The sequence below is a fragment of the Acinetobacter sp. YH12058 genome, from assembly GCF_013419805.1.
Lineage (GTDB): Bacteria > Pseudomonadota > Gammaproteobacteria > Pseudomonadales > Moraxellaceae > Acinetobacter > Acinetobacter towneri.
The window spans coordinates 72,838-87,120 of the sequence record NZ_VOZL01000011.1 but is presented as its reverse complement, the minus strand read 5'-3'; the positions used below and the strand labels follow the sequence as shown (position 1 = coordinate 87,120).

Here is a 14,283-nt window from a genome sequence, read left to right as displayed (position 1 = left end):
TAAACATCGTTCGATTGCTGGTTTTTTAGCAGGCGTATTTTCTTCACTATGTGCGTATCAACTTTGCCAAAAGAATAAGCCTAAAATTCATGTGATTAAATCTTTGGCTTATCCGTAACTGGGGTTACTTAAACAACGCATGTCATGCTTCAAGTTTATTTAAACTGAATCGTTCCATTTGCATTGACTGTAATTTTAGATTCACCTGCTGCCATATCTTGATCAGCTACAGCCGTTTCTGCGACAGCAAATTTAGCCATACTCGCGCGCATAACAGGTTGCGGAAAATAAGAATTGGTGTTTAGGTTCAAATTAACCAAGTTATAGCCCGATTTATTCCAAGCCTGACTTAACATTTGCGCACGTTGTTGAAAGTTTTTAGACGCTTCGACCATCAACTCGTTTTCAACTTTTTTGCGTTGTGCATCCGACACGCTAAAATTAATTGATTGGGTCTGAAAGTTTTGTTGTAGCTCACTCACCAACTGGCTTGCGGCTTTAAAATCGGTGCTTTGCACACGTACTTCTGCACGACCACGCCATTCTTTTAACTTACGACTGTCATTGTCGTAAATTGGATAGGTGGTTTGTGAGCCCGTTTCAACTTTCACTTGTGGATACTTACGTGCAGTTGCAATGGCTTGGCTCATTAACTGGTTAATTTGTGATGCAAGTTCAGCAGGCTGTTTGTGACTTTTTTCAATATATAACACAGCGTGCATTTGATCATTTGAAACTTCGCGTGTAGCTTCGGCTTGAACATTGACGATATTGTAATTTAAAGATTCATTTTGTTGGGCAAAAGCAGTGCTTGCAGCACCAACAGCCAACAGGGTAGCAGCGAGAGAAAGTAAGCGCATATTTTGACCTATTATTCAGGGGATCAGGATTTATGAAAAGCGTTTGAATTGATTTAAATAGTAACTTTGCTTTGTGAGGATTTTTAGTTGAATTTGTGGTGGCTTTGTAAAATATGCGTTAAAAATTGCAGCAAAAAAGCATTTATAAAATTCAATAAAAATAATGATCTATACTATTTTGAAAATAAATGCTGCATGACTTGAGAGATTGTGCAAAAAAACGTATAAAGGAAGTGGAAAGAGTTAAATTTTCTTTCCTTTGTCACAATGTAAGATGATAATTCAATCGAATCATCTGCAAGATATGTTTTTTCGATGAAATTAGGCAATATTTGGGTTAAACCTGTTTATTTTCTAGAAAAATTAGGTATTATCCCGCTTCCTAGTCTTGAAGAACAAAACTCTATCTCGCTAGATCAAAAAAGCACCGAGTCAAAGGACCGCAAGTCACCAGACTTATTTCTTTCAACCCATATCAGAGATGGTAATTCGATATGAGCGTTACTTCTGTAAACCCTGCCAACCATTCCACAAACGAATACTACTTGACTCGCCAAAGTCAGATGGAATCGAATGTGCGTAGTTATCCTCGTAAATTACCGTTAGCGATAGCGAAAGCACTGGGTTGTTGGGTTACCGATGTTGAAGGTACTGAGTACCTAGATTGTTTGGCTGGGGCAGGAACCTTGGCATTGGGCCATAACCATCCTGCGGTGGTTCAAAGCATCCAAGACACTTTAGCGAGTGGTTTGCCATTACATACCCTAGATTTAACGACACCTTTGAAAGATGCTTTTACTGAAGCGTTACTTTCACACATGCCTGGTGGTCAAGAAGAATACTGCTTGCAGTTCTGTGGTCCTACAGGTGCAGATGGCACAGAAGCGGCAATCAAACTTGCAAAAACCTATACAGGTCGTAGCTCAGTCATCAGCTTCTCAGGTGGCTATCATGGTATGACTCATGGTTCATTGGCGATGACAGGTAACCTGTCTGCAAAAAATGCAGTAAATGGTTTAATGCCTGGTGTTCAATTTATGCCGTATCCGCATGAATACCGTTGCCCACTTGGCATTGGTGGCGAAGCGGGTGTAGATGCTTTAACGTATTATTTTGAAAACTTCATTGAAGATGTAGAAAGCGGTGTAACTAAGCCTGCAGCTGTGATTCTTGAAGCAATTCAAGGTGAAGGCGGTGTAGTGACTGCACCAATTAAATGGTTGAAAAAAATCCGCGAAGTGACTGAAAAGCACAACATCGTTTTAATTTTAGACGAAGTTCAAGCGGGCTTTGCACGTTCAGGCAAAATGTTTGCATTTGAACATGCAGGTATTGAGCCAGACGTGATTGTAATGTCTAAAGCTGTTGGTGGTGGTTTGCCATTGGCTGTACTTGCAATTAAACGTAAGTTTGACGCATGGCAGCCTGCAGGTCACACGGGTACTTTCCGTGGTAACCAATTGGCAATGGGTACTGGTCTTGTGGTGCTTAAAACCATTAAAGAACAAAACCTTGCACAAAATGCGCAAGAGCGTGGTGAGTTCTTACAAGCTGAATTGAAAAAATTAGCTGTTGAATTCCCATGTATTGGTAACGTGCGTGGTCGCGGTTTAATGATTGGTATCGAAATTGTAGATGAACGCCAAGAAAAAGACCGTTTAGGTGCTTATCCAGCAGACTCTCAATTGGCTGCTGCTGTTCAAGCTGCATGTTTTGACAACAAATTGTTGCTCGAGAAAGGTGGTCGTGGTGGTACGGTAATCCGTTTACTTTGTCCACTCATCATTACTCAAGAAGAGTGTGTAGAAGTCATCGCTCGCTTCAAGAAAGCAGTTGCTGAAGCGTTAGTCGCAGTTCGAGGCGCATAAGTTTATGGTAGATTTTGCAGAACATCGTAAAGCGTTACTCTGCAATGATGCTCAATCCATTGCTGACTACAGTGCAGCAATGGAACAAGCGACTCAAGCAGTCGCGGCATGGTTGCAAAATGACAAAATGTACACAGGCGGCAGCATTAAAGAATTGCGTGAAGCGATTTCTTTCCAGCCTGCAAAACAAGGTTTGGGTGTACAAAAGTCATTGGAACGCATGGTTGAGCTTTTCTTAAACAAAAGTTTAAAAGTTCATCATCCACATTCTTTGGCACATTTGCATTGTCCAACTATGGTGGCAAGCCAAATTGCAGAAGTTCTCATTAACGCAACCAACCAATCTATGGACTCTTGGGATCAAAGCCCTGCAGGTTCATTGATGGAAGTACAACTAATTGACTGGTTACGTCAAAAAGTTGGCTATGGTGCAGGTCAAGCGGGCGTGTTCACTTCAGGTGGTACGCAGTCTAACTTGATGGGTGTGTTATTGGCGCGTGATGCGTGTATTGCAAAGAACTGGAAAGATGAAAACGGTAATCCGTGGTCTGTTCAGCGCGATGGTATTCCAAGCGATGCAATGCGTAATGTGAAAGTCATTTGTTCTGAAAATGCACACTTCTCTGTGCAAAAGAACATGGCGATGATGGGTATGGGCTTCCAATCGGTTGTTACTGTACCTGTTAATGAAAATGCACAAATGGACGTGGTTGCACTTGAGCAAACCATGGCGCATTTAAAATCTGAAGGTAAGATCGTTGCGTGTGTGGTTGCGACTGCAGGTACAACCGATGCAGGCGCGATTGATCCGCTTAAAAAGATTCGTGACATCACTAATCAATATGGCGCGTGGATGCACATTGACGCAGCTTGGGGTGGTGCATTAATTCTTTCTAACAGTCATCGTGACATGCTTGATGGTATTGAGTTATCAGACTCTGTAACACTGGATTTCCATAAGCATTATTTCCAAACAATCTCGTGTGGTGCGTTTTTGCTAAAAGATGAAGCGAACTATCGTTTCATGCACTATGAAGCAGAATATTTGAACTCTGCTTATGATGAAGAACATGGCGTACCAAACTTGGTGTCTAAGTCATTGCAAACAACGCGTCGTTTTGATGCGTTGAAACTTTGGATGACGATTGAAGCATTAGGTGAAGAGCTTTACGGTTCTATGATTGATCATGGTGTGAAGCTAACCCGTGACGTTGCTGATTATATTAAAGCGACTCCAGGTTTAGAATTGTTGGTTGAACCACAATTTGCTTCAGTGTTGTTCCGTGTTGTGCCTGAAGGTTATCCTGCAGAGTTCTTGGATAGCTTGAACCAAAACGTGGCAGATGAATTATTTGCACGTGGTGAGGCCAATATTGGTGTAACTAAAGTCGGTAATGTTCAATCATTGAAGATGACGACTTTAAGTCCAGTGGCAACACTTGAAAACGTGAAAAACTTGTTAGGCCTAGTATTGGCAGAAGCAGATCGCATTAAAGATGCGATTGTCGCGGGTACTTATACGCCACCAATCGACTAATGCTTTCATTATTCAGATTGTTATGAAATACAACAAAAGAAGTCACTACGGTGGCTTTTTTTGTGTCTGATTAAAAATATTGCAGTGAAGTGTTGTACCGTTCTTGCTTGAATTTTGTGATGGATTGGGTGTTTTGGGCTCAAATAATGCACTGCGGATGTCATAAAAATTACGCAATTGGCGAATAAACCATCAATTTTGGTAGAAAAAACCATAAATAATTGATGACATTGGCATGAATTATTACAATTTGAAATTTAAATACTGAAAAAAAATAAGCACTCTAGTGTTTTATTAGTTATTGATTTTAAATCATTTAAAAATTATTTCAGATACGAAAAGCAAATATAACCAAAGCGTAACAAAGCTGTAACATGGTTGTCATATTATAAAACCACAATGCAGTTATCGAAATAAGTACAAAACTTAATAACAAGTGACGTACTCCGAACTTGCATACTATGAGAGAGAACAGAATGCGCTTTACTAACATCGCCATTGCTTTAGCCGTATCTGCAGCAGCTGTAACAACTGCTAACGCAGCTCGTGACACCATCCAAATCGCGGGTTCTTCAACCGTTCTACCATACGCAAGTATTGTAGCAGAAGAATTTGGTAATACTTTCCCACAATTCAAAACTCCAGTTGTTGGTTCAGGCGGTTCTTCAGGTGGTTTGAAGCAGTTCTGTACAGGTGTGGGTGATAACACAATCGACATCGCGAACTCATCTCGTAAAATTAAAGATTCAGAATTAGCTGCTTGTAAAAAAGCAGGCGTAAACCAAGTTTTAGAAATTAAAATTGGTTACGACGGTATCGTATTTGCTTCTAACGCAAACAAAGCGGCTTACAAATTAAAGCCTTACCATGTATATGCAGCAATTGCAGCTCAATTACCATCTAAAGGTAAAATGGTTGCTAACCCATATACACGTTGGAACCAAATTGACAAAACACTTCCAAACGAGCCTATTACACTTGTAATTCCAGCGTCTAACCACGGTACACGTGAAGTGTTCCAAGAGAAAATGGTTGATGCAGGCTGTGAAGCTTATGCTGCAATCAAAGCATTAGACAAAGATGCGCAAAAGAAAGCGTGTACTACTTTCCGTAAGGATGGTCGTGTAATCGAAATCGCGGGTGACTACACAGAAACACTGGCACGTTTGAAAACTTCTCCAAGCGCAGTAGGTGTATTCGGCTTAGGTTTCTATGACCAAAACCGTGACCGTTTACGTGTTGCAACTGTAAACAACGTAGCGCCATCTGAAAACACAATTTTAAATGGTTCTTACCCTGTATCACGTCCATTGTTCTTCTACGTGAAAGGTGAGCACCTTAAATCAATCAAAGGCTTACCAGAGTTTACTGAATACTTCTTGAGCAAGAAAGTATCTGGTAAAGGTTCTAAATTAGACAAAGCAGGTTTGATCTCTATGTCTGACAAAGAGCGTGCACAAGTTCTTGCTAACTTCAAAGCTGGTAAAGCGGTTAAGTAATTTGAGTTAAAGCAGCTGATGGCAGGGAACAACCTGCCATCGGCTTTTTGCTAAGAAATGTTTTTTCAAAAACACAAATTGAAAAAACAGTGGAGAATACATGAATCTGCTACTCATAGGTGTGTTATTGGCGATTATCGCCGTAGCCTATCAAATCGGGTTAAGCAAGAGCCGTAACCTAGCAGGTAAGGGAAATAACTCTGCAATGTTACATTCACGCCCAGGATATTATGGCGCGTTGGTAGCATTATGGTGTGGTATTCCTGCTTTTTTAATTTTGATTGTTTGGAACTTGGTTGAACCAAGTATTCTAGAGCAAGTGGTAATTAATAATGTGCCAGCGCACATTGCTGCAAGCCTAGACCCTGCAAGTACAAGTGTTTTGGTTGATCGCGTACAAGCCATTGCATCTGGTTTTGGTGTAAGTGATACACCTGCTGCATACGAAGTTGTAGCGGCAGAGCAATTAGCGAAAATTGAAACCATTGGTTCTTATGCCAAACTTGCGGTGGTGATCTGTGCGGCCTTATTTGGTTTGCTGTGGGCAAAGAAACGTGTTTCACAACAATTCCGCGCACGTAACCAAGTTGAAAAAATCATCAACATTTCTTTGGCATTATGTTCTGGTGTTGCGATTCTAACTACGGTTGGTATTGTGATGTCCATGTTCAGTGAAGCGATGCGATTCTTTAGTTTCGTTAGCCCACTGGATTTCTTCTTTGGTACAGTCTGGAACCCAGGTTTTAGTACATCGGGTAGTGCAGACGGCAGTTATGGTTTACTTCCATTACTGTGGGGTACATTGATGGTGAGTGGTATTGCTTTATTAGTTGCAGTACCTATTGGTTTAATGATCGCCATTTACCTTGCAGAATATGCATCGCCTAAATTCCGTGCTTGGGCAAAACCAACCATTGAAGTTTTAGCGGGTATTCCAACGATTGTATATGGTGTATTTGCCATGATGATCATTGGTCCGTTCTTAAAAACTGCAGGTGCCTTAATTGGACTCGATATTAATGCCACTAGTGCATTAACCGCTGGTTTAGTGATGGGCATCATGATTATTCCTTTTGTATCTTCATTGTCTGATGACATTATTACGCAAGTGCCGCGTGCGCTACGTGATGGTTCTTTAGGCTTGGGTGCAACCAAATCTGAAACCATTCGCCGTGTGGTTATGCCAGCTGCATTACCAGGGGTGATTGGTGCGTTCTTACTTGCTGCGTCACGTGCGATTGGTGAAACCATGATTGTGGTGTTAGCTGCAGGTAATAGTCCTTTACTACACGCAAACCCATTAGAGGCGGTATCTACGGTTACGATTACGATTGTCAACCAATTAACAGGTGATACAGATTTCGCAAGTCCGCAAGCATTGGTTGCTTTCGCACTTGGCTTGACCCTGTTCGTGATTACCTTAGGTTTGAACATTGTTGCACTATACATCGTGCGTAAATATCGTGAGCAATACGACTAATGAGTACTTCAAATACATCGTCTTTGGATCAGTTAGATCCACAAGCTGCTGCCGAATTACGTGAACAACGTAAAAAGACTATCGCCAGTTCATTGGGTAAGCGCCATCGTAAGGAAAAAACTTTCCGTATTATGGGGCTGTCGGCAGTTATCGCAGGTTTATTCTTTGTCGTGTTGCTTTTTGGCAGTATTTTGGCCAAAGGCTTGCCAGCATTTTGGCAAAGCAGCATGAGCCTTCCAATTTATTTCGATCCAGCAGTTGTGAATGTAGGTCCAAAACCGAAAGCAATTGCAGGCGAGTCACCAGCACAATACGAAGACCGTATGATTGCGTGGCAAACCGAAATGGGTATGGTCGATTGGGATGCTTTAATCGTGAATGGTATTGTGGCGAAAGACAAAGCGCTTGAAGCTAAGCGTGATGATCTTGGTTACTTATATACCAGTTCTGAAGCATACCGTATTCGTGACATGGTCTTGGCTGATCCTTCTTTAATTGGTCAAACCAAAGAAGTGAAAGTGCTTGCAGATGCGAACGTTGATGTATGGTTAGAAGGCAAGATTGACCGCAGCTTACCAGATGAGCAGCAACAATTAAGCCCTGAAGTACGTCAATTGGCAGATCAGCTCGAATCACAAGGTATTATTGAAAGTACTTTCAATACCAATATTTTTGTTAGCCCAGACTCACGTAGTTCTCCAGCGACTTCTGGTTTGGCAGGTGCATTCATGGGTTCATTATTCATGATGCTGATTGTGATCTTTATTTCGATTCCAATTGGTGTTGCATCAGCAATTTACTTAGAAGAATTTGCGCCAAAAAATGCGATTACTGATATTATTGAAGTGAACATCAATAACTTGGCCGCTGTACCTTCTATTGTATTTGGTTTGTTGGGTGCTGCGATCTTTATTGGTTGGATGCATTTACCATTGTCTGCACCATTGGTCGGTGGTTTGGTACTGAGTTTAATGACTTTACCAACCGTGATTATTACCACGCGTGCATCATTAAAAGCAGTGCCACCGTCTATTCGTCAAGCTGCTTTAGGTTTGGGTGCTTCTCGTTTACAAACAGTGTTCCACCACGTACTCCCACTTGCATTGCCGGGTATTTTAACGGGTGCAATTATTGGTGTCGCACAAGCTTTAGGTGAAACCGCACCATTGTTATTAATTGGTATGAGTGCTTTCGTTGCCAGTGTACCAGCAACTCCACTTGATCAATCTACTGCGTTACCTGTGCAAATTTTCTTATGGCAGGGTAATGAATTGCGTAACTTCTTCGAGGGACGTACCGCTGCAGCCATTATCGTACTACTTGCGCTAATGATTGGCTTAAACAGCCTTGCAATTTGGTTACGTAAGAAGTTTGAAGTACGCTGGTAATTGAGGGCAGAGAATATGAATGCTGTAGCAAGCACAGAAAAACAGAATTCCTTAGAACAGGATAAGCAAGTGAATCCACAACAAAGCCAATTTACATCTACCGATGTAGAACAGAAGCAATCATCGACTTCGTTTGTTTCACAATTTGATACGCAAACTTCAAGCAAAAAAGAAGCGAAATCTTCAAATGTAAAGTTAAGCACCAATGACGTGCATGTGTATTATGGTGAGTCTGAAGCCATCAAAGGTATTGATTTAAATATCTATGAAAATGAAGTGATTGCATTTATTGGTCCATCGGGTTGTGGTAAATCGACTTTCTTGCGTACTTTAAACCGTATGAACGACACGATTGATAGCTGTCGTGTGACGGGTAAAGTAATGTTGGATAACCAAGATATTTACGATCCGAACTTAGACGTGGTGTTATTGCGTGCACAAGTGGGCATGGTGTTCCAGAAACCAAACCCATTCCCAAAATCAATTTTTGAAAACGTAGCCTATGGCCCTAAACTGCATGGTTTAGCACGTGATAAGTACGATTTAGAAGAAATTGTAGAAAACAGCTTGCGTAAAGCAGGTTTGTGGGATGAAGTGAAAGATCGTTTGAATCAACCAGGCACAGGTCTTTCTGGTGGTCAGCAACAACGTCTTTGTATTGCGCGTACCATTGCGGTAAGTCCAGAAGTAATTTTGATGGATGAACCATGTTCGGCACTTGACCCAATTGCAACGGCAAAAGTAGAAGAGCTAATTTCTGAACTTTCTACTCAATATACGATTGCGATTGTAACGCACTCAATGCAACAGGCAGCGCGTGTATCTGACCGTACCGCATACTTCCATTTAGGTGATTTGATTGAAGTGAATGCAACTGAAAAAGTATTTACTCAGCCAGACCATCAATTAACAGAAGCATATATTACAGGTCGTTTTGGTTAATCTGCTTAAGTCCTGAAAGCTATTAAAACAGAATCTTAGGATTCTGTTTTTTTGTTATAGTATTGATTGTTTTGTACGCGCAGCGAAAATAAAAAATGCAGGTTCCTTCACAAGAAGAACGACAACAGGCAAAACCAGCACGCCAAGCCACGAAAAAAATAATCGATGCCTTGTTTGGATTTCAACATAGTGCAGAGACGATAGCAGCACTTTTGGTTTTGCTGAGTATTTTATTGGCAACGTTTTTTAACCATGATGGGTGGTTTCCAACTTCTCAAAGCCCCAATATGAGCAATTATCATCGTTGGTTGTATGATCAATTTGTGATAGTTTCAGGTGTGATAGTGCTTGTTGTTTATTTTAGGGTACAGCAGCAAGCAAGTGATCCCCATTTTCGGCAGGCTTGGCGAGACTATATTGATGCCAATGCTAAATTTAAGTTTTATCGCTATGTAAAAGCACAACAAAAAAATAAGTTACCGTTCTTGCACAGTGCAGTAGGTGAATTTCTTTGCGTAATGTGTTTCTGCGTAGGTTTAGTGTGTTTCTATTCAATGCTTACACCTTCAGATCATGAGCGTAGAGGTAGTTTTCTACTGTTTGGTTGGTGGCCGATCAACGCACTTATTATTGGGATTTGCTATCAGGGGCAAATTTGGTTTGCTGTACGTTTAATGGCTGTTCGGCAGATTTCTAAACGATATTTACGATTGATTCAAAAAGAAGCTGCTTTAAGATAGAAAAAGTATTGAAAAAGTCGAAATTGACCTAATGTAGTCCTAATAAACCGAATTAAATTGAGAACTCATTTTTATGTTATTTCATTTACCTAAACTACCTGCCGAAATTCGGATTAGTCATTTGAATGCGCGAATTAATGAACAACGAAAAAAAATTGCGCAAACCACGGCATCTAAACTCGAGCTATTACAACTTTCACAACAAATGGCACGTGAAGCGCGCGCCCGTAAAAAGAACAATCAAAAAATTTATGTGTTGGATTTTAAAGGTGATACTGCTGCGTCTGCTGTAGAGCAATTGCGTGAAGAAATCACCCTAATTTTGGCAACGGCCAAAGCTGGACGTGACCGTGTTGTGGTACGTTTGGAAAGTCCAGGCGGTATGGTGCATGGTTATGGGCTTGCAGCTGCACAATTGGTACGTTTGCGTGATGCAGGTTTCCATCTCACGATTTGCGTCGATAAAGTCGCAGCAAGTGGTGGCTATATGATGGCATGTATTGGTTCAGAAATTGTGTCAGCGCCATTTGCGATTTTGGGTTCTATTGGCGTAGTGGCACAAGTGCCTAACTTTAATCGCTTGCTCAAAGAAAAAAATATAGATTTTGAGATGTACACAGCAGGTCAATACAAACGCACTGTGACCATGTTTGGTGAAAATACCGAAGAAGGCAAGGCTAAGTTTGAAGAAGAATTGCAACAAACTCATGTACTATTTAAACACTTTGTCGAAAAATACCGTCCACAACTGAATGTTGAAAAAGTGGCAACAGGTGAGCATTGGTATGGTCAGGATGCACTGGATTTAAACTTGGTAGATAAGTTACAAACCTCAGATGAATACTTACTAAGTTTGTTGCCACAGCATGATATTTATGTGATTCAAACCCGTAAAAAGCCAACTTTGGGTGAAAAACTGGGTTTGCAAGCTGCACAAATGGCAGACAGTTTGATTCCTGCAGTGATGAATAAACTGGTTGATAGCCTAAGCAAAGCCAACAGCAGTTTGTTGCAAATCCGTGATCCTAAACTGTAATAGTGATGATCTAACTTCTAAAATTTATCTAAAAATTGCGCTCAATTGAGCGCAATTTTTTTATTCACTTTTATTCAAAAATATAGGGTCTTTGATTTAAGCATCTTAATTTTCAATTCAGCTTGATGTTATATCTTTGTGATAAGAACAAAACCACCTTGATAGATTGAATATGCAAACAAATAGTGTGCCCGCGAAGCAATCAACATCTACAGATTTAATGATTCGCTTTTTGCATGTGGTGATGCTGCTAAGTTTTACAGGGGCTTACTTAACAGGTGATGCGGAAGAATGGCATCAGTTACATATGGCTTTTGGCTATACGTTGGGGATTAGTTTAGCTTTACGAATCGTATGGCAGGTGTTGAGTATGTTGAACAGCACACAGCCGACAGGAATTTCTAAACGTTTAGGCATGATTCAACAATTTGTAAAACGCGATTGGAAACAGCCACAGCAGTTTTTTTCATTACCGTTTTTAAAGTCAGGCAGTTCCAGTGCGTTTCAATTCAGTATTTTGTTGATTTGGTTGGCATTGCCTTTAACTGTGTTGGTTGGATTTTTCACCGATTATACCCAAAGTCATACTTTAAAAGAGCTACATGAATTTGCAGCAAATTTATTCTTAGCTGCGGTATTGGTGCATTTAGCGAGCTTAACTTTAAGCAGCGTATTGTTTAAAAAATGGCTTGCCAAAACCATGTTTTGGGGGTCGGGTAAACCTGCAGTATTAACGGTGTTGATCTGGATGATTTCAGTCGCAAGTTTAGCTGGCTTCTGGTGGTGGTATTGGCAATAAATTTGGATTTAGTACGAAAGAGGCATCCTGTTAGGGTTTCTTGATCAAGTAGAAGCATCCCATCAGCATTGCTCCTATCGTTGCTAAAAGCATATCCATGTGTGCATCCCAAATATCACCTTGCTGACCATTATAATTTTCAGCATCTTCTGGCGATAAGCCAAGCGCAATGAGCCATTCCACCCATTCATAAATTAAACTGCTTGCCATGATAAATTGAATGACCAAAAGATATAAAACGATAGGTTTGTTTTTTGGAAACCAGACTTCAAACAAGCGCAATAAAACAGGATAGAGCAAAATACCATAAGCCAAATGCACAAAACGGTCATACATATTGCGTGACCAACCCATGCTCTGATCTAAATTGAAGCCAAAGCTGTGCAAAATCCAATCATTATAGGGCACATAAGAATACAGATAATGTGCTCCGACAATATGAATCAGTAAAAATATTAAATACAGCACAAAGCTAGAAAAACTCAGTCCTACTTTTTTAAACGCAATCAATAAAGCCGCGAGCATAAAAACTGTGCCTGCCTGATGCAGTAGATACGATTCAAATTCCAGTGGTTGAATACTGGCAGCAAGCATGGCGAGTATAACCAAGCCTAAAGCACAGTAATGTTGAATGCGGAATTGATTTTGCATGTGATGTTTAAGTTGGAAGATTTGTTTTATTCTAATAAAAATGCGAAGCCGAAGCTTCGCATTTTTGTATTGTGATGAATGCTTTTACAAATTAGATTTTAGCAATTAAATCTTGAATTTGTTTTGCTTGTTCAGCTGCATTACCTGTGTAAGTTGCAGGCGTCATTGTCGCTAAACGTGCGCGATCTGCTGCAGGAACGCCTTCCAACTCATTACCATTCACGAAATCTACCATCATGTCACGTGTCATAGCTTGACCACGTGTAAGAGCTTTTAATTTTTCGTATGGTTTTTCGATGTTATAACGACGCATCACAGTTTGAATTGGCTCAGCCAATACTTCTTGAGCATTGTCTAAATCTTCAAGAATACGTTGTGCGTTCAATTCAAGTTTGCCAATACCTTTAGAGCAAGCTTCAAATGCGATCAAGCTTTGTGCAAAACCAACACCCATATTACGCAATACAGTCGAGTCAGTTAAGTCACGTTGCCAGCGAGAAATTGGTAATTTTTCGCCTAAGTGAGCCAAGACTGCATTGGCGATACCCAAGTTACCTTCAGAGTTTTCAAAGTCAATTGGGTTTACTTTGTGCGGCATGGTTGAAGAACCAACTTCACCTTCTTTCAGTTTTTGCTTGAAGAAACCAAGTGAGATGTAGCCCCAAACGTCACGGTTGAAGTCGATTAGAATGGTGTTGAAACGACGTAGCGCATCAAACAATTCTGCCATATAGTCGTGTGGCTCAATTTGAGTCGTGTATGGGTTAAAGCTTAAACCTAAAGATTCTACAAATGCTTGAGAATGTGCAGGCCAGTTGATTTCTGGGTATGCAGAAAGGTGAGCGTTGTAGTTACCTACTGCACCATTGATTTTGCCCAAAAGCTCAACTTGCTTGAACTGTTTGATTTGACGTGCAAGACGATATGCCACGTTTGCCATTTCTTTACCCAAAGTTGTTGGGCTTGCAGTTTGACCGTGAGTACGTGACAACATTGGTTGATCTGCGTGTTTTTCTGCCAATGCAACAATCGAATCAATGATTTGCTGCATCGCTGCAACCAATACTTCACGACCATTTTTAAGCATTAAAGCATGTGACAAGTTGTTGATGTCTTCTGAAGTACAAGCAAAGTGAATGAACTCACCTGCATTTTTTAACTCATCAATGTTGGCAATTTTTTCTTTTAAGAAATATTCAACTGCTTTTACGTCATGGTTGGTGGTGCGTTCAATTTCTTTAATGCGGTTGGCATCATCTTCAGAGAAATCTGCAACAATTGCATCTAATGCAGCATTCGTTGCAGCACTGAAAGCAGGTACTTCGGTAATTTCAGGACGATTGGCAAGCGCTTGTAACCAACGCACTTCAACAGTCACACGAGCATGGATTAAACCAAACTCAGAGAGGAAAGGGCGGAGAGCATCACATTTGCTTGCATAGCGCCCATCTAATGGAGAAAGTGCGGTTAAAGCGTTCATATC

At 40.7% G+C, this 14,283-nt stretch carries 12 protein-coding genes and 1 pseudogene; 10 read left to right on the top strand and 3 right to left on the bottom strand.

Annotated features, from left to right (window positions below; translation table 11 throughout):
• A pseudogene (locus FTU09_RS08435) lies at positions 1–118 on the top strand (IS982 family transposase); the annotation flags it as partial.
• 37 nt (positions 119–155) lie between these two features.
• Here FTU09_RS08435 and FTU09_RS08430 read toward each other — a convergent pair.
• Positions 156–860 (bottom strand): SIMPL domain-containing protein, encoded by a 705-nt coding sequence (locus tag FTU09_RS08430; RefSeq protein ID WP_096901090.1) that lies wholly within the window; start codon positions 858–860, stop codon positions 156–158.
• A gap of 494 nt (positions 861–1,354) precedes the next feature.
• Here FTU09_RS08430 and FTU09_RS08425 point away from each other — a divergent pair, with 494 nt between their 5' ends.
• The 9 genes from FTU09_RS08425 to FTU09_RS08385 all read left to right on the top strand — a co-directional run bounded on the left by FTU09_RS08425 (position 1,355) and on the right by FTU09_RS08385 (position 12,149).
• Complete coding sequence (locus tag FTU09_RS08425; protein ID WP_004971681.1) at positions 1,355–2,728, top strand: diaminobutyrate--2-oxoglutarate transaminase; 1,374 nt, start codon at positions 1,355–1,357, stop codon at positions 2,726–2,728.
• A 4-nt stretch (positions 2,729–2,732) separates the two neighbouring features.
• Positions 2,733–4,265: an aspartate aminotransferase family protein gene (locus tag FTU09_RS08420; protein ID WP_167845913.1), complete on the top strand. Its 1,533-nt coding sequence runs from the start codon at positions 2,733–2,735 to the stop codon at positions 4,263–4,265.
• A 476-nt stretch (positions 4,266–4,741) separates the two neighbouring features.
• The gene (locus tag FTU09_RS08415; RefSeq protein ID WP_180079980.1) at positions 4,742–5,764 is read left to right on the top strand and encodes a substrate-binding domain-containing protein; all 1,023 of its coding nucleotides are present in this window, start codon (positions 4,742–4,744) and stop codon (positions 5,762–5,764) included.
• Between the two features lie 100 nt (positions 5,765–5,864).
• On the top strand, positions 5,865–7,244 hold the full coding sequence (pstC, locus tag FTU09_RS08410) for a phosphate ABC transporter permease subunit PstC (protein ID WP_180079979.1): 1,380 nt from the start codon (positions 5,865–5,867) through the stop codon (positions 7,242–7,244).
• Entirely contained in the window at positions 7,244–8,632 is a 1,389-nt protein-coding gene (pstA, locus tag FTU09_RS08405; RefSeq protein ID WP_180079977.1) for a phosphate ABC transporter permease PstA, read from the top strand. Before pstC ends, pstA begins: the two co-directional genes overlap by 1 nt.
• A gap of 15 nt (positions 8,633–8,647) precedes the next feature.
• Positions 8,648–9,574, top strand: coding sequence for a phosphate ABC transporter ATP-binding protein PstB (pstB, locus tag FTU09_RS08400; protein WP_004971671.1), 927 nt, complete (start codon positions 8,648–8,650; stop codon positions 9,572–9,574).
• 95 nt (positions 9,575–9,669) lie between these two features.
• Entirely contained in the window at positions 9,670–10,314 is a 645-nt protein-coding gene (locus FTU09_RS08395; protein WP_180079975.1) for a hypothetical protein, read from the top strand.
• A 73-nt stretch (positions 10,315–10,387) separates the two neighbouring features.
• Complete coding sequence (gene sohB, locus FTU09_RS08390; RefSeq protein ID WP_004971667.1) at positions 10,388–11,350, top strand: protease SohB; 963 nt, start codon at positions 10,388–10,390, stop codon at positions 11,348–11,350.
• A gap of 172 nt (positions 11,351–11,522) precedes the next feature.
• Positions 11,523–12,149 carry a cytochrome b/b6 domain-containing protein gene (locus tag FTU09_RS08385; RefSeq protein ID WP_004971665.1) on the top strand — a complete coding sequence of 209 codons (627 nt, stop codon included), beginning with the start codon at positions 11,523–11,525 and terminating at the stop codon, positions 12,147–12,149.
• Positions 12,150–12,179: 30 nt separating this feature from the next.
• Here FTU09_RS08385 and FTU09_RS08380 read toward each other — a convergent pair whose 3' ends face one another.
• Positions 12,180–12,800 (bottom strand): DUF2238 domain-containing protein, encoded by a 621-nt coding sequence (locus FTU09_RS08380; RefSeq protein WP_004971662.1) that lies wholly within the window; start codon positions 12,798–12,800, stop codon positions 12,180–12,182.
• 91 nt (positions 12,801–12,891) lie between these two features.
• A complete protein-coding gene (purB, locus tag FTU09_RS08375) occupies positions 12,892–14,280 on the bottom strand; it encodes an adenylosuccinate lyase (protein WP_019837658.1) in 1,389 nt (462 codons plus the stop codon).
• Positions 14,281–14,283 lie beyond the last annotated feature (3 nt).

What these genes read in the sequence shown, in the direction of transcription:
- purB (WP_019837658.1), bottom strand. Translation starts at nt 14,280, where the DNA reads ATGAACGCTTTAACCGCACTTTCTCCATTAGATGGGCGCTATGCAAGC.
- sohB (WP_004971667.1), top strand. Translation starts at nt 10,388, where the DNA reads ATGTTATTTCATTTACCTAAACTACCTGCCGAAATTCGGATTAGTCAT.
- FTU09_RS08380 (WP_004971662.1), bottom strand. Translation starts at nt 12,800, where the DNA reads ATGCAAAATCAATTCCGCATTCAACATTACTGTGCTTTAGGCTTGGTT.
- FTU09_RS08385 (WP_004971665.1), top strand. Translation starts at nt 11,523, where the DNA reads ATGCAAACAAATAGTGTGCCCGCGAAGCAATCAACATCTACAGATTTA.
- FTU09_RS08430 (WP_096901090.1), bottom strand. Translation starts at nt 860, where the DNA reads ATGCGCTTACTTTCTCTCGCTGCTACCCTGTTGGCTGTTGGTGCTGCA.
- pstB (WP_004971671.1), top strand. Translation starts at nt 8,648, where the DNA reads ATGAATGCTGTAGCAAGCACAGAAAAACAGAATTCCTTAGAACAGGAT.
- FTU09_RS08395 (WP_180079975.1), top strand. Translation starts at nt 9,670, where the DNA reads ATGCAGGTTCCTTCACAAGAAGAACGACAACAGGCAAAACCAGCACGC.
- FTU09_RS08415 (WP_180079980.1), top strand. Translation starts at nt 4,742, where the DNA reads ATGCGCTTTACTAACATCGCCATTGCTTTAGCCGTATCTGCAGCAGCT.
- FTU09_RS08425 (WP_004971681.1), top strand. Translation starts at nt 1,355, where the DNA reads ATGAGCGTTACTTCTGTAAACCCTGCCAACCATTCCACAAACGAATAC.
- pstC (WP_180079979.1), top strand. Translation starts at nt 5,865, where the DNA reads ATGAATCTGCTACTCATAGGTGTGTTATTGGCGATTATCGCCGTAGCC.
- FTU09_RS08420 (WP_167845913.1), top strand. Translation starts at nt 2,733, where the DNA reads ATGGTAGATTTTGCAGAACATCGTAAAGCGTTACTCTGCAATGATGCT.
- pstA (WP_180079977.1), top strand. Translation starts at nt 7,244, where the DNA reads ATGAGTACTTCAAATACATCGTCTTTGGATCAGTTAGATCCACAAGCT.